Here is an 18,035-nt window from a genome sequence, read left to right as displayed (position 1 = left end):
AATAAAAACATGTAAAAAATACATGTTGTTTTAATAGTACCAAAAAAAGTTATCTAAATACGGATAACTTTATTTTTTCTAAATATACGATATCAGGCAAAAAAAGGCGTAACATCTAAAGATTAAAATCTTTATTCTTTACAGTCCCTTTTATGTTTTGATAGATTATTTATTAATAATTTAAGTATATTATACATATAAATTATCTATTAATGTAAGTTGTAATTTTTAAAGTTATCATAAGCAATATATATTTTAATAAATTAGATTACAGTTATGTGATTTAGTTACAGAAGAAATTAATTAAGTTTGTTATGATGATAATATAATAATGATGATAAGGAGAATGGATATATGAAAAAAAAGACTTTGATTATTGGCGGTGTTGCTGGAGGGGCAACTACAGCCACAAGACTTAGAAGAAGAGATGAAGAGATGGAAATTATTATGTTTGAAAGAGGTAAATATATTTCTTATGCAAACTGTGGATTACCTTATTATATTGGAGATACAATAAAAAGTCGCGATGCTTTATTATTACAAACACCTGAAGCAATGGAGAGTAAATATAATGTTGATGTTCGAACATTAAATGAAGTTATTGAAATAATTCCTGATCAAAAAAAGGTAATTGTAAAAAATTTAAAAACTGATGAAATTTATGAAGAAAGTTATGATAATTTAGTTATTGCAACTGGTTCATCACCTATTAAACCAAATATTTCTGGTATTGATGGAAAAAACATTTTTACATTATGGAATGTCCATGACATGGATGTAATTAAAGCTCATATAAAAGAAAATAAACCAAAAAGTGCAGCAGTTATTGGAGGGGGATTTATTGGTTTAGAAATGGCTGAAAATCTTCATAATGCCAATCTTAATGTTACTTTAATTGAAATGCAAGATCAGGTCATGGCACCACTTGATAAGGAAATGGCTAATTTACTTCATGAAAATATGATTGCAAATCAAGTTAATTTGATTTTAAATGATGGTGTAAAAGCATTTTATGAAAAAGACAATAAAACAAAAATAGAATTAAATAGTGGTAAAGAAGTTATTGTGGATATGGTTATATTATCTATTGGCGTCAAACCTAATAGTGAATTAGCTTCAAAAGCTAAGATTGCTTTAAATCAAAGAAAAGGAATTATTGTTGATGAATATTTAAAAACATCTGTTGATAATATTTATGCAGTAGGAGATGTAATTGAAGTTGAAAATTACATTACTAAAGAAAAAACAATGGTTCCATTAGCAGGAACTGCTAATAAACAAGCACGTATTTTGGCAGATAATTTGTGTGGTGATAAGAAAAAATATCGTGGTTCAAAGGCAACAGCGATTGCTAAAGTATTTGATTTAAATGCAGCTAGTGTAGGAATCAATGAAAAGCAATTAAAAGCAATAAAAAAAGTAAAAAATAAAGACTATTTCACTGCATTGATCAATCAAAAATCTCATGCTGGATATTATCCAGGAGCTACAACTTTAACATTAAAAATGATTTTTGATGCTAAAGGGAAAATCTATGGGGCACAAATAGTTGGGCAAGATGGGGTAGATAAACGTATCGATACTTTGGCTACAACAATTAGATTAAATGGAACTATTTATGATTTAATGGAATTGGAATTATCATATGCACCACCGTTTTCTTTGGCTAAAGACCCTGTTAATATGTTAGGATTTGTAGCTGAAAATATATTAAGTCATAAAGCTAATTTTATTGAATGGGATGAAGTTGATGCATTATTAGTCAATAAAGATAAAAAAGACGATTTTATTGTTCTTGATGTAACAGAAGAAATGGAAAGAATGGCTTTTGCAATCGATGGTTCTTATCATATTCCTTTAGGAAGCTTACGTCAGCGTTTAAATGAACTAGATAAAAATAAGCTAATTATTCCATATTGTGCTGTTGGAGTTCGTTCTTATAATGCTGCTAGAATATTGATGCAAAATGGGTTTGATCGAGTAGCAATTTTATCTGGTGGAACAACGTTTTATAAATCGATGCACTATAAGCAAACAACTATAAAAAAAGATGATAATACTACTAATAATGATAATCATGATGAAAAAAATGTTGATGATGGAGAAGTGAAAATTTTAGATTGTAGTGGGTTACAATGTCCAGGGCCTATTATGAAAGTAAGCGAAGCATTAAATGAAATGGAAAATAATGAGATCTTAAAAGTATCGGCTAGTGATATGGGATTTATGGCAGATATTGCTTCTTGGTGTAAAAAAACTGGAAATACTTTATTAAAAACAATGCGAGTTAACAATGAAAATATTGTCTATATAAAAAAGGGTCTAAATGTTATTGAAAACAAATCAGAGGTTAAAGATGGTAAGACAATGGTTGTATTTAGTGGTGATTTAGATAAAGTGTTAGCGTCATTTATTATTGCAAATGGTGCAGCAGCAATGAATCGTCCAGTAACGATGTTCTTTACTTTTTGGGGTTTAAATGTTTTACGTAAAAGTGAGAATATCAAAGTTAAAAAATCATTTATTGATAAATTATTTGGATTAATGATGCCAAGAGGTAGTCGTAAGTTAAAGTTATCAAAAATGAATATGGCTGGTATAGGTACTAGTATGATGAAAAAGGTTATGAATGATAAAAATGTTGATTCATTAGAAATATTAATGAAAAAAGCCATAGACAATGGCGTGCGTTTAGTTGCTTGTACAATGTCTATGGATATTATGGGAATTACAAAAGATGAATTAATTGATGGAGTTGAATTTGGAGGAGTAGCATCTTATTTAGCTGATGCTGAAGACGCTAATGTAAACTTATTTATCTAATGAAAAATAGATTGATATAATTTTATATTAATGAAGATAAACTTCGCTTATCGATAATATGAATTTGTCCTCGAGATAAACTAACATAGCCCTCTTTTGCAAAATAATTCAACATTCTTGATACAACTTCTCGAGCTGAATTTAAATTTTGAGCAATTTGTTCATGAGTCATTTTAATATCAAGACTATTATTACGATTACTTTCATCAAGTAAAAAAGTAGCTAATCTTTTATCAAAACTAATAAATAAAATTTGTTGCATCGCCCACATGACATCTGAAAAACGTTCAGTTGCTAATTTATAAGAAAATAATTCTACATGAATATTTTGAGAAAATAGTTGTAGAAAAACAGCAGGACTAATTTGAATAATTTGACACTTTGTTTGTGCCTCAACTAAAACGTCAAAATCAATACAATCTAAAACACAAGCAGCTGATAAAATACAGACATCATTAGCATTTAATCGATATAAAGTAACTTCCTTGCCTTCATCAGAAACAATATACGTTCTTAAACATCCCTTTATAACTACTAAAATACCAATGCAATCATTATTACCTTGATGAATCAATTGACCTTGGTCAATATCTTCAATCAATGCATTTGAAATTAACAATTCTTTTTCATCTTGATCAAGATTATCCCAAAATGGCAAAGTTTTACTTAATAAATTTATTTCATTCTTTTTTAGCATCATAGGCTCCTTTCAATAAAAATATAAATTATAATAAAGGAAGTAATTTAGGCAAATAATTTATATTTAAAACCTAATATTTCCTTTTTTATTATAAAAATATATTTTGTATATTAAAATAAAGGTTTATTAGAATTGAAAAAAGTTAATTATTCAATAATCATTATATATTATAAAAATTATTTAGTCATTAAAAAAGCCTACTAACTAGTAAGCTTTTAAAATAATGATGTAACCCAAGATATCACCATATTTAATCCAAGACTATAAGCAGCAATTGACCATGGTTTACATGTTAAAATAATGAAAATAAATTTCTTTAATGACATTGGTGTCAATCCTGCTAAAAAGCAAAGCAAATCATCAGGAGCACAAGGAACAAACATTGCAATTGCAAATAATTTATCAAATTTTTTTCCTTTTTCAATCCATGAAATATATTTATTATAATTATTTTGAGAAACTAATTTCAAAACAATATTTTTTCCATAACGTTTAGCAAGTAAAAAATTAATTATTGATCCAGTAGAAATACCAATAAAATTATAAACAAATCCCCATAACGGTCCAAAAAAAGCAACACCAATTACACAACTAACTCCTCCTGGAATAATAGGAATCACACATTGAACAATTTGAATTAAAATAAATATGATTGGTGCAAAAATACCTGCAGTCTTTAAAAATGCTTCTAAATTTTGTGGGGAAGAAAATATTCCACTTTGATAGCCGATAAAACCCAAAAATAATAAAATTATAAATGATAATATAGTAAGATAATTTTTATTAAATGATAAATTCATAATTAGTTCTCCTTTAAATGTTACTTCAATAAATACTAGATAACTTATTTTCTAAGCACATTATATTTTCAAAGACTAAAACAAAACTTTCTAAGATTCTTAAAAAAATCTTAAATATTAATATAAAATAAATAAATATTTAGACTTTGTATATATTATCTAAAATATAAATATTTGTTAAAATTATATTTTTAGTTTACTGTTATAAAAAATATATGATTATCATAAAAAATATTTCTATTAAATAGAATATTGAAATATTTTGTTTCGTATATATATTTGCCAAATATCTTAATATAAATCATTTTTTTACAATTTAATTACAAAAAAATATTAATTTGTTGTAAACGGTAACATTTTTTATTGAGTTTTATTTAAAATAATTTTATAATAATAATTATGGAGGTGTAGTTATGGCAGACATAAAAAGAATTGCATTATTATCTGGGGGTGGAGATTGTCCTGGATTAAATGCAGTTATTAGAGCAGTTACTAAAGCTGCGATTAATGAATACGGATATGAAGTTATAGGCTATGTATATGGATATCGTGGTCTTTATAACAATGATTACATAGAATTGACAGTTGATAAGGTTGAAAATATTTATAAAGAAGGGGGAACTATTTTATATAGTTCTAATAAAGATAATTTATTTGATTATCTTGTTGATGATGGACACGGTGGAAAAGTTAAAAAAGATGTGTCTGATGTAGGGGTTGAAAATTTAAAGAAGGCTGGAGTTGATGTATTAGTTGTTTTAGGTGGTGATGGAACATTAACAAGTGCTCGTGATTTTGCGCGTAAAGGAGTTAATGTTATTGGTATTCCAAAAACAATGGATAACGATTTACCAGCAACTGATTTAACTTATGGTTTTATTAGTGCTTCTTCTGTAGGTACTGAATTTATTGATCGATTAAATACAACAGCAAAATCACATCATCGTGTAATTTGTTGTGAATTAATGGGACGTGATGCTGGATGGATTGCGTTATATGCTGGAATGGCTGGAAATGCTTCATGTATTTTAATTCCAGAAATTCCTTTTACAATTGATAGTATTGTAAGACATGTAGAAAAACGTGATAAAGAAGGTTATCCATATACTGTTATTGCAGTAGCTGAAGGAGCAAAATATGCTGATGGTACAAAAGTTATTGGTAAAATTGTTGAAGATTCACCAGATCCTATTCGTTTAGGTGGAATTGCTAGTAAAGTTGCAGATGACTTGGAAAAAGTAATTAAAAATCATGAGGTACGTTCGGTAAATCCTGGACACATTATTCGTGGTGGTGATATTCAAGCATATGACCGTATTTTATCAATTCGTTTTGGTGTTAAAGCAGTTGAATTGATTCATGAAGGTAAATTTGGAAATGTTGTGACTTTAAAGGGTGAAGAAATGTCTTATACCTCTTTAGAAGAAGTAATTGGTGATGCTAAATTTGGTAAACAAAAACACGTTGATCCAAATGGTGAATTAGTAAGAGCTGCAAAATCAATTGGAATTTGTTTTGGAGATGATTAAGAGATGGAAACATCTCTTTTTTATATCTGTAATTATTATTTTGAAAATATGTTAATAGCTATTTATTATAAATAAATGACAATATTATAAAAAATATAAAATTTTAGGATACCTGATCATAGGTATTCTCTAAACTAAAAATATATTTAACGTCGTGTATAGATTAATTCTGTTATGCCATTATAAGATTGAGTGCTTTTTAATTTCAATTTAAGTTCGTTAGATACTGGTTCAAAAAGTTTAATTCCATCACCTAAAATAGTTGGGATAACAGAAATATAATATTCATCAATTAAATTATCTTGTATTAGTGGTTGGATAATTTTTGCACCACCACAAATCCAAATAGATTTACCATTTTTTTGTTTTAAATCTTTGACAAGCTCACTAGAATTTTTTTGTACAAAATTAATATTATTAGTAGAATCTAATTTTCTATGTGTGATTATATAACTTGTCAAAGAATCATATACCCAATTATCTGGTGATAATTCATTTTTTACTTGATAATACGTATTCCAACCCATAATAACAGTATCTACATCTTTTATAAAAGAAGAATATGTATCAATATTTTCTTCATCATCATTTTGACCATGTAACCAATTAACTTTACCATCTTTGCTAGCAATAAAACCATCAAGACTCATTGCTATATATAAAATAACTTTTCTCATTACTTTCCACCTTAATTTTAATCATATAAGTATTATATCATTTTATTTTATGCAAATATTATTAATTTATTATTTTAATTTTTCAAATAATATAAATAATTAATTGCATATTTTATTTTTATAAGTACATACTATTATTGAGGTGAGTTTATGAAGAAAGCAAAAAAACAACAACAATCAAATAATCACAACGCAAAAGATCAATTAGGTGATGATAATATTGTTGTATCAGGAAATAAACAAAATTCTCAAATGAATCATCGATAAAAATATGTGGAAACTTTTATAAGTTTCCCTTTTTTTTACATTATTGTAAGAATTTTATGTTGCATTTATTTGATAGATTATTTACAGGGAGGTAGAGACATGATAAAAAATGCGTTTCTTAGTATTAGAAAAAATTTAGGTAAGACAATTTTATTGTTTGTTATTATGGTTGTGATTACAAATTTAATAATTGCTGGATTGTCAATTCAAAGTGCATCTAAAAAGTCGATGGAACAAATTAGAACTTCATTGGGTAATGATGTAACTTTGAGCGTAGATATGAAAAATATGATGGGGCAACGTGAAAAAGGTCAAGCTATTGAAGAAGTACAAGCAAATATAACAACTACGATGGCTGACCAATTAAAAGATTTGAAATATGTAGAAAATTATAATTATACAATTTCAACTTTTGTTGATAGTGATACACTTAATCCGATTGAATTAAGTGCTAGTGACAATCAAATAAATATTCAATTTCCAAACCAAATGGGAGGCTTTAATGGAAATAGTGGAAGTTTTTCCATTAGTGCCAATACAACAATGGAATATTTAGAAGCTTTTAGTAATGAAGAAAGTAACTTAATAGAAGGAAAATTGTTATCGACAAGCGATAAAGGAAGTGATAGTTGTGTTATTGAGACAACATTGGCTAGTGATAATGATCTAGGTGTAGGTGATACAATTACATTAACTGCGACTGTTAATGATGAAACATTAAGTAAAACTTTAACAATTGCAGGAATTTATGAAGTAAGTGATTCGACTCAAATGATGGGGCCAGGTCATGATAATCCATTTAATACAATTTATACTGATTTATCAGTAGGACAATATTTTACAGCAAGCGATAGCAATATAACATCAGCAACTTATTATTTAGATGATCCTGAAAATATTGAAAAATTCCAGGAATTAGCTAAAGAAGAAACAGATATTGATTTTGAAACATATACATTAGAAGCAAATGATCGTTTATATCAACAAAATGTAAATAATTTAGAAAATACTCAATCGTTTGCAACTATGTTTTTAGTTGTAGTTATTGTTGCAGGTAGCGCAATTTTGTGTTTAATTTTAATTTTAACAATTAGAAATAGATATTATGAAATTGGAGTATTTCTATCACTTGGTCAAAATAAAATAAAAATTATTTTACAACAACTATTAGAAATCTTAATAATTGCTACAGTAGCTTTTGCTTTATCCTTAACAACAGGAAAAGTAGTATCAAATGTTGTGGGTAATATTTTAGAATCTGGCGTAAGTGATAATGGTGTGAGAATGGAAATGCCATCAGATATGCCAATTCAAGAAGAACAAACAAATATTCCGCAAATTCCTGCCTTTGATGATGTTTTTACTGCTCCAGAAAATAAGGAATTGGATGTTTCATTAACAACTCAAACAGTCTTACAACTTGCTGGTATTACAGTAGCTATTTGTTTAGTATCAATTACAATTCCATCAGTTTATGTATTAAGATTAACCCCACGAGAAATTTTGACTAAGAGGGAGGGATAATATGGAAACGATTTTAAGTTTTGAGGATGTTTCATATAGCTATTTGGATGGCTCTAGTACAGTTACTATTTTAGATAAGGCAAACTATGATTTTGAAAAAGGAAAAATTTATGCAATCGTTGGAGCTAGTGGTAGTGGGAAAACTACAACAATTGTTTTAGCTGGGGGATTAGATAAACCTAAAGAAGGTAAAGTTAATTTTAAAGGAACAGATATTAATCAAATTGGTTTAAATAAATACCGAAGAAATGATATTTCAATTGTTTTTCAAGCATATAATTTAATCTATTACATGAATGCCTATGAAAATGTTGCAAATGCTATTGAAATACCTAATATCAAAGTACCCAATAAAAAAGAATACTGTTTAAATATTCTACAAAAATTGGGACTTACAAAAGATCAATGTTTTCGAGATATTAGAAAATTATCTGGTGGACAGCAACAAAGAATTGCAATAGCTAGGGCGATAGCAAAAGATGTAGATTTAATCCTTGCTGATGAGCCAACTGGTAATTTAGATGAAAAAAATTCGCGAGAAATTTTAAAGATATTTATTGATTTAGCTCATAATGATAATAAATGTGTAATTATTGTTACTCACTCACCATCATTAGCAGCTAAGTGTGATGTGCAACTTAAAATTAGTGATGGACAAATTATTGAAGTATAAAGTCGCATAAGCGACTTTGTTTTTATTTTTAAAGTTAAAATCAACTAACTTTTTATTGATAAAGTATTGACTTTTTAGTTAGTTAAGTATAACATGTAGATAGTTAGATAACGCTAACAAAAGTGAGGGAGTGATAATGATGCCGTTAACAATGCTAAATGTTGGAGAAGTAGGAACTATTAGAAAAATTGGTGGCAACGATGAAACTAAAAGATTTCTAAATAATCTTGGTTTTGTAATTGGAACAAAAATTACTGTTTTATCAGCAATTTCTGGTAACGTAATTGTAAATGTAAAAGATTCAAGAATTGCAATAAATCAAGATATGGCAAGACATATTATGATTTAAATACAATTATTACAAGGAGAGTGATAAAAAAATGAATTTAAGTGAAGCAAAAGTGGGTACGACAGTAACTGTAGCTAAAATCGAAGGTGACGGAGCTTATAAACGCCGTATTATGGATATGGGTATTACTAAAGGAACTGAATTGTATATTAGGAAAGTTGCTCCATTAGGAGATCCAGTAGAAATTACTGTTAGGGGTTATGAATTAACGGTAAGAAAAAATGATGCTAAGTGTATATTGATTAAATAAGTTGATTAAAAAAAGGGGGAAAAAGTATGGAAATTAAAATTGCACTTGCTGGAAATCCTAACTGTGGAAAAACGACAATGTTTAATGCCTTAACAGGTGCTAATCAATATGTGGGTAACTGGCCAGGAGTCACTGTTGAAAAAAAAGAAGGTAAATTAAAAGGTAAAAAGAACAAAAATGTTACAATTACGGATTTACCGGGAATTTATTCACTTTCACCATATACTTTGGAGGAAGTTGTTAGTCGTGATTATTTATTGAATGATAATCCAGATGTAATAATTAATTTAGTAGATGCTACGAATATTGAAAGAAATTTATATTTAACGACACAATTAATTGAGACAGGAATTCCAGTAGTAATTGCTTTAAATATGGCTGATTTAGTAAAAAAACAAGATATTAAAATTAATGTTGAGCGTCTTTCAATGCTATTGAATTGTCCAATTATTGAAACTTCGGCTTTAAAACAAACTGGATTAGAAGAATTGATTGATAAAGCACTTGATGTTGCTTTAAAAAGAGAAGTTGATTTACCTAAAGAAATCTTTTCTAAAAAGTTAGAAAAAGCAATTGATGAAGTAATGAAAGTTTTACCAAATTCAATTAGCGAAGATAAAAAAAGATGGTATGCCATTAAATTACTTGAAAATGATTCTAAAGTTAGTGAAAACTTAGTTATTATAAACGATATTAAAGAAGTAATTGAAAGAAATCGCAGCAAAATCGAAAAAGAAAATGACGATGATATGGAAAGTATCATTACAGATGAACGTTATAAATTTATTCAAAAGATTATTGCTACTACAGTAAAGAAAGGTCAAAAAAATTTAACTTTATCAGATAAGATTGATAAAATTGTAACTAATCGTATTTTAGGTATTCCAATTTTTATTGCTGTAATGTTTGTTGTTTATTATGTTTCAGTGACAACAATTGGAACATTTGTTACAGATTGGACAAATGATGTATTTGTAGTTGCAATTCAAGATTTTGTAAGTGGAATTTTAGGTAATATTGGAGCTGGAAATGTTGTCTCTAGTCTTGTTGTTGATGGAATTATTGGTGGTTTAGGAGCAGTTTTAGGCTTTGTTCCGCAAATGGCTATTTTATTCTTATTTCTATCAATATTAGAGGATTGTGGATACATGGTACGTATTGCTTTTGTTATGGATCGTATCTTTAGACACTTTGGATTATCTGGAAAAAGCTTTATTCCTTTGTTAATTTCTTCAGGTTGTGGAATTCCTGGGATTATGGCTTCAAAAACAATTGAACAAGATAATGATCGTCGTTTGACTATTATGACTGCCACTTTTATTCCTTGTGGTGCTAAGTTACCGGTAATTGCATTAATGGGCGGTGTTATGGCTAGTTATGCAACTGGTAGTTATGAAGCTGGTGGGTTGATTGCTCCAATGATGTATTTTTTAGGAATTGTTGCTGTGTTAGTTGCTGCAATTATTTTAAAGAAAACAAAACCATTTTCTGGTAAACCAGCACCTTTTGTTATGGAGTTACCACAATATCATCTTCCTTCATCAAAAACAGTTTTATTACATGTTTGGGAAAAATTAAAAGGATTTATTATTAAAGCTGGAACAATTTTATTTTTAGCATGTGTTGTAATGTGGTTTTTAGGTGTATTTGGATTTGAAAATGGATCATTTAAAATGGTTGAAGATAGCTCAAATAGTCTACTTGCAGTTATTGGTGGATTGATTGATCCAATCTTTGCTCCACTTGGATTTGGTCAATGGCAACCAGTTGCGGCTTCGCTTTCTGGTTTTACAGCAAAAGAAGCAATTGTTTCAACTATGGGGACATTAGCAAATGTAGCTGGTGATGTTGAAAACAGCGTCAATGTCGCTCAAGGTATTCAAGCGTGGTTTCCAACAAGTTTAGCAGCTTTATCATTCTTGGTATTTAACTTATTAGATTCACCATGTTTAGCGGCAATTGCGACAATGGCACAGCAATTACAATCAAGAAAATGGTTCTGGTTTGCAATTTTATTCCAAAATGTTTTTGCTTATATTGTTAGTTTGTGTATTTATCAAATTGGTACATTTTTTATGAGTGGAACATTTACAGTATTAACAGCAGTTGGATTTATTTTCTTACTAATAATATTATTCTTATTATTTAGACCTGATCCTTATAAAAATAAACAAGTTTATGCACGTCGTAGTGTACAAGAATATTAAAAAATAATTGAAAACTGGATCAAAAAGATCCAGTTTTTTTAAAAGAGGTGAAATTGGATGGTTGTAGATATTATCATATTAACCCTTATATTAGGGTATTGTTTTTATTTGATTTATAAACAAATAAAAATAATAAAAAATATTGATAAAAATAGTTGTTCAGGCTTATGTAGTGGATGCACTGGATGTAGTAGCTTTAACAATATTAAAGATGAATACTATAAAGATAAATTATTAAAAAAGGAGTAGATTAAATTGGGTGATGCAACAAATTCAATGTTTTACATGTTTTTAATTATTATTGCTGTATATATAGTAGGAATGTTGCTATATCAAGGATTTTTATATTTAAAGAAGATATTCAGTAAACGAAAAAAAATATTAATTTAAAGGAGTAGAATTAGTATGGTTGATACAATTATTGTTGTTATTATAATTGTTTTATTATGGTTTGCACTAAAAAAGTCAATAAAACACTTTAAGGGAGAAGAGACTTGTTGTAATAGTAAGTGTGATACAATTAGTAAAAAAGAATTAGTGAATCCTATTATTGGTAAAAAAGTTATTAAAATAGAAGGAATGCACTGTGATCACTGTAAACAAAAAGTTACATCTGCTTTAAATGACTTAGAAGGAGTAAGTGCTGATGTTGATTTAAAAAATAATTGTGCAATTATTAGTTATGATCACGAAATAGATAAAGAAATAATTAAAAATACTTTAAAAAATGCAGGGTATTCAGTTGTATCGATTAAAATGTTGTAATAAAATATTAGTATTGTTTTACTTTTAATGATATAATAACTTAAATTATTATTAAGAGGTGATGATTATGACAACGATAATTGTGAGTATAATAATTTTTATAATGTTTATAATTGCATGTTATGTTATTATAAAAGATACAAAACTTAAAAAAACGGGATGTAATAGTTGTCATAAATGTCAAAAAAATAACATATGTCAGGATAATAAATTATTGAAAGATTACTATTATGATAAAAAATAGCACTTATATAATGATATGAACCTCATTATTTGGACACCAAATAATGGAGGTTCATTTTTATTATGGCAAAACTTACAAGAGAACAAAAAATAGAACTATACAAAAAACGAAAACAAGGAGAAACTGTATCATCATTATCTAAAGAATATCAAATAAGATCTGATAATATTAAGTATTTAGTTAGATTAATAGATAGACATGGATTTGATATTTTAAGATCTAACAAAAATAATTATTATTCACCAGAATTAAAATTAGAAATCATTAATAAAGTCCTTATTGATGGTAAATCAATAACAGGTACAGCAATTGAATATGGGCTAGCTGGTGATGGATTATTACATAGCTGGATTAACTCGTATAAAGACAACGGATATGTTATAGTAGAGAAAAAGAAAGGAAGACCATCTACTATGAACAAAGAAAATCAATTTAATAAAAAATATGAAGATATGTCACCTGAAGAAAAAATAAAATATCTTGAAAATAAAAATCAGTATCTAGAAGCAGAGAATGAATACTTAAAAAAGCTGCGTGCTGCAGTTCAAAAAAAGAAAAATCAACAATCGAAGAAAAAGTAACGATTGTTTGTGAACTGCGGCTTAAATATCCATTAAAGATTCTTCTTAAAATATCAGGATTAAAACGTTCAACTTATTACTACACATTATCAAAGACTAACAAAGATATGAAAAAAGATGAAATAATGAATAATATCATCAATATCTTTTATACTCATAAGGAACGTTATGGCTATCGTAGAATAGCTTTGGAGCTAAGAAATAAGGGATATATTGTCAATCATAAGAAAGTCAAACGATTAATGTCTGTAATGGAATTATATGGAAAAACACCAAAAGCAAAATATAAGTCATATAAAGGTGATATGAATGGTACAACAAAAAATTTATTACTTAATAAAGTAGTAGACGAAGAAAATCATAAGACATATTATGAGAGAAATTTCAACACAACAAGTTGCAATGAAATATGGTTAACAGATGTATCGGAGTTTCATATAGCAGCAGGAAAGCTTTATCTATCGCCAATATTGGATTTGCATAATCGAGAAATAGTATCTTTCAATATATCAACAACTTGGTACTATGTCAAGATTTCGGACCACATAAATGTAAGAAATTTAATTAATTGATACTAATTAAATAATCATGCTCATATTCATTAGGTGATTTATAATCACAATGTGAATGTACTCTTATTGTATTATAAAATCCTTCTATGTATTCAAATACCAGCTTATATGCATGATTATAATTTATAATCTTAAATCTGTTCAGCCATTCCCTTTTTATCAATGCATGATATGATTCTATACACGCATTATCCCACGGTGTTCCTTTTTGTGAATAGCTTCTTTTCATCTGCTTAGTTAATCTTTTGTATTTCTTCGATGTATAGTGCACTCCGCGATCTGCATGGATTACTATTGGTTTTGCGCTTTTTCTTCTTTTTTTAGCTGTTTCCAGACATTTTAATACTTCATCTACTTCTAATGTTTTGCTTAATGTCCATGCTATTATTTTTCTTGAATAGAGATCCATTATACTGGTTAAATATACAAATCCTTCATCTGCTGTCCAGATATATGTTATATCAGTACACCATGCCTGATTTGGTGCTTTTGGATTAAAATCTCGGTTTAGAATATTTTTTAGTTTATTTGAAAAATCACAGTCTTTTGTTGTTATTGTATATGGTTTGATATAATGAGCTTTAATATTGTTTTCCCTCATTATGTTTCCTACATATTTTTCACTTATTTTTTCTCCCTCTTTTTTTAGTATTTCAGTTATTTTAGGAGCTCCATATATTTCTTTTGAATCCTTATAGATTTTCTTGATTCTTTCTGTGATTCTAGCTTTTCTGATTTTTTGTTTACATGGTTTTCTTTTCAAATATTCATAATATCCTGATTTACTCAGTTGTAATTTTTTTAGCATACCGGTAACTGAAGTCTGTTTATCTTTTTTAGATTTTTCTTTTATCCTTTTATAAAGATCCTGCTTAGTTAATTGCCCAGTATGCCAATAGCCTTTTTTAGGACTTCTAAAGCATCCTGTGTATCTTTCAGTTCTTTTTTTAATCTGGCAATTTCTTTAGCTTCGTCACTTGAATAATTACCGCTTCCTCTTGAATTAATTACGCCGTCATTACTACTGGCATCTTTAAGCCATTTATGAACAGTGCTATCAGCAATACCAAACTGTTTAGCTATAGCTACTTTAGATTCATCAGGATGTTCTAAAACATATTGAACAACTCCCTGTTTAAATTCATCTGTAAATGTTGGTTTAGTCATCATCATATACCCCTTTTCTATTTTTGATTTAAGCTTATGACATTGTATCATATACTAGCTAGTTCTTCCATTTAACTGGTACAGTTTTTATTCTAGCATCAACTCCAAATTTTGAACAAACAAAAGATATGCTTAATAAAGCTTTTGAAAAATATGATAATTTGAATAATCTTATCTTTCATTCAGATCAAGGCTGGCAATATCAGATGCAGTCATATCATGAAATGCTTGAAGAAAAAAGAATTCAACAGTCAATGTCAAGAAAGGGAAACTGTTTAGACAATTCGCCAATGGAAAACTTTTTTGGAAAGATGAAAAATGAGATGTTTTATGGATATGAGTATACATTTGAAACATTAGATGATTTAAAGATTGCGATGGAAGAATATATTGATTATTATAATACACAAAGAATAACAGCAAAATTAAAAGGACTAACTCCTGTCCAATACAGGAATCAATCCTTATTAACTGCTTAAACTTAAATTTAAATATAGTATCCAATAAATTGGGTTCACTTCAATAAGTAGGTGCTATTTTTATTATTTATCAATATTCTTTATTTAAAGTAAAATATCAAGTATACTAATAACGTATTTTGCAAAGGAGATAAATGATGAAAAGAAAAAGTATTTTTTTAGATGTTGATGGAACTTTAGTTTCTGGACATGCAACAATGAATCCCAAAGTAATAGAGGCAATTAATCGAGCTCGACAAAATGGTCATTGTGTATTTATTTGCACAGGAAGAAATAAAACCGGAATCAAGTATGAACTAGCTAAAGCAGATTTTGATGGGATTATTGCAAGTGCTGGTAGTTATATAGAAATTGATAATAAAGTTATTCATAGTGTTTATTTTAATAAATTATTAGTAGATAAGATATCTAAAGTATTTGATGAGAATAATATATATTATAATTACGAATGTACAGACGTAACTTATATGTCTAAAAAGATGGTAGAGTTGTTTATAGGGGGAGTTAATTTTGAATCTGGTAATATAGAACTTGAAAAAATGATGCAAGAAGAATTTAAGAAATTTAGTATTCAAGATTTATCATTATATAATAATCAAGATATTCATAAAATATGTTTTATTGCTACTGATCAAATTGATGTTGAACGAGCAAAAAAACAATTAGGTGATGATGTTAATATGGTAATTCATGATATCTTTGATGCAACAACAATTAATGGTGAATTAATTTCCAAAGTTGATAATAAAGCCACAGCAATTAAACAGGTGATTGATTATTTAGGAATTGATAAAAAAGATACGATAGCTTTTGGTGATAGTATGAATGATTATGAAATGATCAATTTTGTTGAATGTGGAATAGCGATGGGGAATGCTTGTAAAGAACTTAAAGAGGTTGCTTCAAGAATTTGTAGAAGTGTTGATGAAGATGGAATATATTATGAATTTATTGAATTAGGATTAATATAGAGAAGGTATAAAATGCTTAAATTATTTGGAATCGTGTTAATTTATTTAAGTGGTATTACTCTTGCAGGAATTTTGGCAGTTGGATTATTTTTAGGATTACTATTAATAAAAAAGCAGATTAGTCATATGACAGAAGAAAAATGGGATATGGAGAGTGTAAATAATTTTGTGTAAACTAATCCACCAATGGTAGAATTAAATTAACTGCCAAAGGAGGATTTTTATTATGAGTAAAAAAGATATAGTTAAATATATAATTGATGAGTATGGTGTTACATCACCTACTGACATAACTAATGCATTAAAAGACTTATTAGGTGAAACATTACAAGATATGTTGAACTCTGAATTTGATGAATATATGGGATATGACAAGTATGATCAAAAAACAGATAAAACTAATTATCGTAATGGAACTTACAAAAAAACAGTTAAAACATCTCAAGGGAATATGGATTTAAATATTCCAAGAGATAGAAACTCATCATTTGATTCAGTTATTATAGAAAAACACAATCGTGATATTAGTGATATTGATAACAAAGTTATCAACTTATATGCCCGTGGTATGTCTGCAAGAGATATCAGTGATACTATTAAAGATATTTATGGTGTAGAAGTTAGTGCAGCTATGATAAGTAAAATAACAGATAAAATTATACCTAAAGCTTTAGAATGGCAAAATAGACCATTAGATACTGTATATCCAATAGTCTTTATTGATTGTGTTCATTTTAATGTTAAAGCAGATAATATGGTTACCAAAAAAGCTGCATATGTTGTCTTAGGGGTTAATGAGAATGGATATAAGGAAATACTTGGTATTTGGATTGGCGAAAACGAAACAGCTAAATTCTGGCTATCAGTACTAACTGATTTAAAGAATAGAGGAGTTAAGGATATATTAATTATTTGTAGTGATGGTCTTCCAGGTATTAAACAGGCAATTGAATCAGCATTCCCAAATACAGTACAACAAAGATGTATAGTTCATCTAATTAGAAATTCATGTAAATACTTGAGTTATAAAGATAGAAAAGAATTCTGTAAAGATCTAAGAACAGTATATACAGCATCTACAGGTGATAAAGCATTAGAAGCACTAGATAAGTGTAAAGATAAATGGGGAGATAAATATCCGTATGCATTTAAGCCATGGGAAGATAATTGGAATGAAGTTTGTAATATGTTTAATTATGTTCCAGAACTAAGAAAAATCATGTACACAACGAATGCAATTGAAAGTCTGAATAGTGCATTTAGAAAGTTTACTAAAATAAGAACAGTATTCCCAACAGATGAAAGTTTATTTAAATCTTTGTACTTAGCTCAGGATAAAATAACAAGTAAATGGAATGTCCCATATGGTAATTGGGGAGTTATATATTCTAGTCTTCAAATCATCTTTGAAGGGAGGCTTTAACGAGAACGTTTACAATTAAATATATTATGATATG

General features: G+C 27.9%; 19 protein-coding genes and 1 pseudogene. 15 read left to right on the top strand and 5 right to left on the bottom strand.

Annotated features, from left to right (window positions below):
- Nucleotides 1-354: 354 nt before the first annotated feature.
- Entirely contained in the window at nt 355-2,823 is a 2,469-nt protein-coding gene (locus tag NQ543_RS06725; protein WP_004609220.1) for an FAD-dependent oxidoreductase, read from the top strand.
- 22 nt (nt 2,824-2,845) lie between these two features.
- On the opposite strand, the gene NQ543_RS06720 is transcribed toward NQ543_RS06725, so the two are convergent.
- The gene (locus tag NQ543_RS06720) at nt 2,846-3,520 is read right to left on the bottom strand and encodes a Crp/Fnr family transcriptional regulator (protein WP_004609219.1); all 675 of its coding nucleotides are present in this window, start codon (nt 3,518-3,520) and stop codon (nt 2,846-2,848) included.
- A gap of 218 nt (nt 3,521-3,738) precedes the next feature.
- On the bottom strand, nt 3,739-4,323 hold the full coding sequence (locus NQ543_RS06715) for a TVP38/TMEM64 family protein (RefSeq protein WP_004609218.1): 585 nt from the start codon (nt 4,321-4,323) through the stop codon (nt 3,739-3,741).
- Between the two features lie 413 nt (nt 4,324-4,736).
- Here NQ543_RS06715 and NQ543_RS06710 point away from each other — a divergent pair, with 413 nt between their 5' ends.
- Nucleotides 4,737-5,852, top strand: coding sequence for a 6-phosphofructokinase (locus NQ543_RS06710; RefSeq protein ID WP_004609217.1), 1,116 nt, complete (start codon nt 4,737-4,739; stop codon nt 5,850-5,852).
- Between the two features lie 146 nt (nt 5,853-5,998).
- Here the strand turns inward: NQ543_RS06710 and NQ543_RS06705 are convergent, their stop codons facing one another.
- A complete protein-coding gene (locus NQ543_RS06705; protein ID WP_004609216.1) occupies nt 5,999-6,529 on the bottom strand; it encodes a dihydrofolate reductase family protein in 531 nt (176 codons plus the stop codon).
- A gap of 366 nt (nt 6,530-6,895) precedes the next feature.
- Here NQ543_RS06705 and NQ543_RS06700 point away from each other — a divergent pair, with 366 nt between their 5' ends.
- The 9 genes from NQ543_RS06700 (at nt 6,896) to NQ543_RS06660 (ending at nt 13,961) form a co-directional block, all read left to right on the top strand.
- The gene (locus NQ543_RS06700; protein ID WP_039903754.1) at nt 6,896-8,320 is read left to right on the top strand and encodes an ABC transporter permease; all 1,425 of its coding nucleotides are present in this window, start codon (nt 6,896-6,898) and stop codon (nt 8,318-8,320) included.
- A 1-nt stretch (nt 8,321) separates the two neighbouring features.
- Complete coding sequence (locus NQ543_RS06695) at nt 8,322-8,993, top strand: ABC transporter ATP-binding protein (RefSeq protein ID WP_004609214.1); 672 nt, start codon at nt 8,322-8,324, stop codon at nt 8,991-8,993.
- Between the two features lie 136 nt (nt 8,994-9,129).
- Nucleotides 9,130-9,342, top strand: a complete 213-nt coding sequence (locus NQ543_RS06690) for a FeoA family protein (RefSeq protein ID WP_004609213.1) — start codon at nt 9,130-9,132, stop codon at nt 9,340-9,342.
- Nucleotides 9,343-9,373: 31 nt separating this feature from the next.
- Nucleotides 9,374-9,592, top strand: coding sequence for a FeoA family protein (locus NQ543_RS06685; protein WP_004609212.1), 219 nt, complete (start codon nt 9,374-9,376; stop codon nt 9,590-9,592).
- A 26-nt stretch (nt 9,593-9,618) separates the two neighbouring features.
- Nucleotides 9,619-11,799 carry a ferrous iron transport protein B gene (gene feoB / locus NQ543_RS06680; RefSeq protein WP_004609211.1) on the top strand — a complete coding sequence of 727 codons (2,181 nt, stop codon included), beginning with the start codon at nt 9,619-9,621 and terminating at the stop codon, nt 11,797-11,799.
- Between the two features lie 57 nt (nt 11,800-11,856).
- On the top strand, nt 11,857-12,048 hold the full coding sequence (locus tag NQ543_RS06675) for a FeoB-associated Cys-rich membrane protein (protein ID WP_004609210.1): 192 nt from the start codon (nt 11,857-11,859) through the stop codon (nt 12,046-12,048).
- Nucleotides 12,049-12,204: 156 nt separating this feature from the next.
- Nucleotides 12,205-12,564, top strand: a complete 360-nt coding sequence (locus NQ543_RS06670; RefSeq protein WP_004609208.1) for a heavy-metal-associated domain-containing protein — start codon at nt 12,205-12,207, stop codon at nt 12,562-12,564.
- 306 nt (nt 12,565-12,870) lie between these two features.
- Nucleotides 12,871-13,389, top strand: coding sequence for an HTH domain-containing protein (locus tag NQ543_RS06665; protein WP_004609206.1), 519 nt, complete (start codon nt 12,871-12,873; stop codon nt 13,387-13,389).
- A gap of 107 nt (nt 13,390-13,496) precedes the next feature.
- Nucleotides 13,497-13,961, top strand: coding sequence for an IS3 family transposase (locus NQ543_RS06660; protein WP_004609205.1), 465 nt, complete (start codon nt 13,497-13,499; stop codon nt 13,959-13,961).
- Here NQ543_RS06660 and NQ543_RS06655 read toward each other — a convergent pair.
- Nucleotides 13,954-14,814 (bottom strand): IS3 family transposase, encoded by an 861-nt coding sequence (locus NQ543_RS06655; RefSeq protein ID WP_050752797.1) that lies wholly within the window; start codon nt 14,812-14,814, stop codon nt 13,954-13,956. The two genes, NQ543_RS06660 and NQ543_RS06655, sit on opposite strands and share 8 nt — an antisense overlap.
- A gap of 23 nt (nt 14,815-14,837) precedes the next feature.
- The gene (locus tag NQ543_RS06650; protein ID WP_004609083.1) at nt 14,838-15,179 is read right to left on the bottom strand and encodes a transposase; all 342 of its coding nucleotides are present in this window, start codon (nt 15,177-15,179) and stop codon (nt 14,838-14,840) included.
- A 41-nt stretch (nt 15,180-15,220) separates the two neighbouring features.
- On the opposite strand from NQ543_RS06650, the pseudogene NQ543_RS06645 reads away from it, so the two are divergent.
- From NQ543_RS06645 to NQ543_RS06630, 4 genes and pseudogenes are all read left to right on the top strand, one after another.
- A pseudogene (locus tag NQ543_RS06645) lies at nt 15,221-15,607 on the top strand (transposase); the annotation flags it as partial.
- A 137-nt stretch (nt 15,608-15,744) separates the two neighbouring features.
- Nucleotides 15,745-16,578, top strand: a complete 834-nt coding sequence (locus NQ543_RS06640; RefSeq protein WP_039903750.1) for a Cof-type HAD-IIB family hydrolase — start codon at nt 15,745-15,747, stop codon at nt 16,576-16,578.
- Nucleotides 16,579-16,590: 12 nt separating this feature from the next.
- On the top strand, nt 16,591-16,752 hold the full coding sequence (locus tag NQ543_RS06635; RefSeq protein WP_004609202.1) for a hypothetical protein: 162 nt from the start codon (nt 16,591-16,593) through the stop codon (nt 16,750-16,752).
- 52 nt (nt 16,753-16,804) lie between these two features.
- Nucleotides 16,805-18,001: an IS256 family transposase gene (locus NQ543_RS06630; RefSeq protein ID WP_004610476.1), complete on the top strand. Its 1,197-nt coding sequence runs from the start codon at nt 16,805-16,807 to the stop codon at nt 17,999-18,001.
- Nucleotides 18,002-18,035 lie beyond the last annotated feature (34 nt).

Source organism: Thomasclavelia spiroformis DSM 1552 (assembly GCF_025149465.1).
Taxonomy (GTDB): Bacteria; Bacillota_I; Bacilli_A; order Erysipelotrichales; family Coprobacillaceae; genus Thomasclavelia; species Thomasclavelia spiroformis.
Note: the sequence above shows the minus strand (reverse complement) of the source record. Positions and strands in the feature narration are given on the sequence as shown.

What these genes read in the sequence shown, in the direction of transcription:
- feoB (WP_004609211.1), top strand. Translation starts at nt 9,619, where the DNA reads ATGGAAATTAAAATTGCACTTGCTGGAAATCCTAACTGTGGAAAAACG.
- NQ543_RS06725 (WP_004609220.1), top strand. Translation starts at nt 355, where the DNA reads ATGAAAAAAAAGACTTTGATTATTGGCGGTGTTGCTGGAGGGGCAACT.
- NQ543_RS06650 (WP_004609083.1), bottom strand. Translation starts at nt 15,179, where the DNA reads ATGATACAATGTCATAAGCTTAAATCAAAAATAGAAAAGGGGTATATG.
- NQ543_RS06695 (WP_004609214.1), top strand. Translation starts at nt 8,322, where the DNA reads ATGGAAACGATTTTAAGTTTTGAGGATGTTTCATATAGCTATTTGGAT.
- NQ543_RS06700 (WP_039903754.1), top strand. Translation starts at nt 6,896, where the DNA reads ATGATAAAAAATGCGTTTCTTAGTATTAGAAAAAATTTAGGTAAGACA.
- NQ543_RS06630 (WP_004610476.1), top strand. Translation starts at nt 16,805, where the DNA reads ATGAGTAAAAAAGATATAGTTAAATATATAATTGATGAGTATGGTGTT.
- NQ543_RS06715 (WP_004609218.1), bottom strand. Translation starts at nt 4,323, where the DNA reads ATGAATTTATCATTTAATAAAAATTATCTTACTATATTATCATTTATA.
- NQ543_RS06690 (WP_004609213.1), top strand. Translation starts at nt 9,130, where the DNA reads ATGATGCCGTTAACAATGCTAAATGTTGGAGAAGTAGGAACTATTAGA.
- NQ543_RS06635 (WP_004609202.1), top strand. Translation starts at nt 16,591, where the DNA reads ATGCTTAAATTATTTGGAATCGTGTTAATTTATTTAAGTGGTATTACT.
- NQ543_RS06640 (WP_039903750.1), top strand. Translation starts at nt 15,745, where the DNA reads ATGAAAAGAAAAAGTATTTTTTTAGATGTTGATGGAACTTTAGTTTCT.
- NQ543_RS06705 (WP_004609216.1), bottom strand. Translation starts at nt 6,529, where the DNA reads ATGAGAAAAGTTATTTTATATATAGCAATGAGTCTTGATGGTTTTATT.
- NQ543_RS06675 (WP_004609210.1), top strand. Translation starts at nt 11,857, where the DNA reads ATGGTTGTAGATATTATCATATTAACCCTTATATTAGGGTATTGTTTT.
- NQ543_RS06685 (WP_004609212.1), top strand. Translation starts at nt 9,374, where the DNA reads ATGAATTTAAGTGAAGCAAAAGTGGGTACGACAGTAACTGTAGCTAAA.
- NQ543_RS06670 (WP_004609208.1), top strand. Translation starts at nt 12,205, where the DNA reads ATGGTTGATACAATTATTGTTGTTATTATAATTGTTTTATTATGGTTT.
- NQ543_RS06660 (WP_004609205.1), top strand. Translation starts at nt 13,497, where the DNA reads ATGAAAAAAGATGAAATAATGAATAATATCATCAATATCTTTTATACT.
- NQ543_RS06710 (WP_004609217.1), top strand. Translation starts at nt 4,737, where the DNA reads ATGGCAGACATAAAAAGAATTGCATTATTATCTGGGGGTGGAGATTGT.
- NQ543_RS06665 (WP_004609206.1), top strand. Translation starts at nt 12,871, where the DNA reads ATGGCAAAACTTACAAGAGAACAAAAAATAGAACTATACAAAAAACGA.
- NQ543_RS06720 (WP_004609219.1), bottom strand. Translation starts at nt 3,520, where the DNA reads ATGCTAAAAAAGAATGAAATAAATTTATTAAGTAAAACTTTGCCATTT.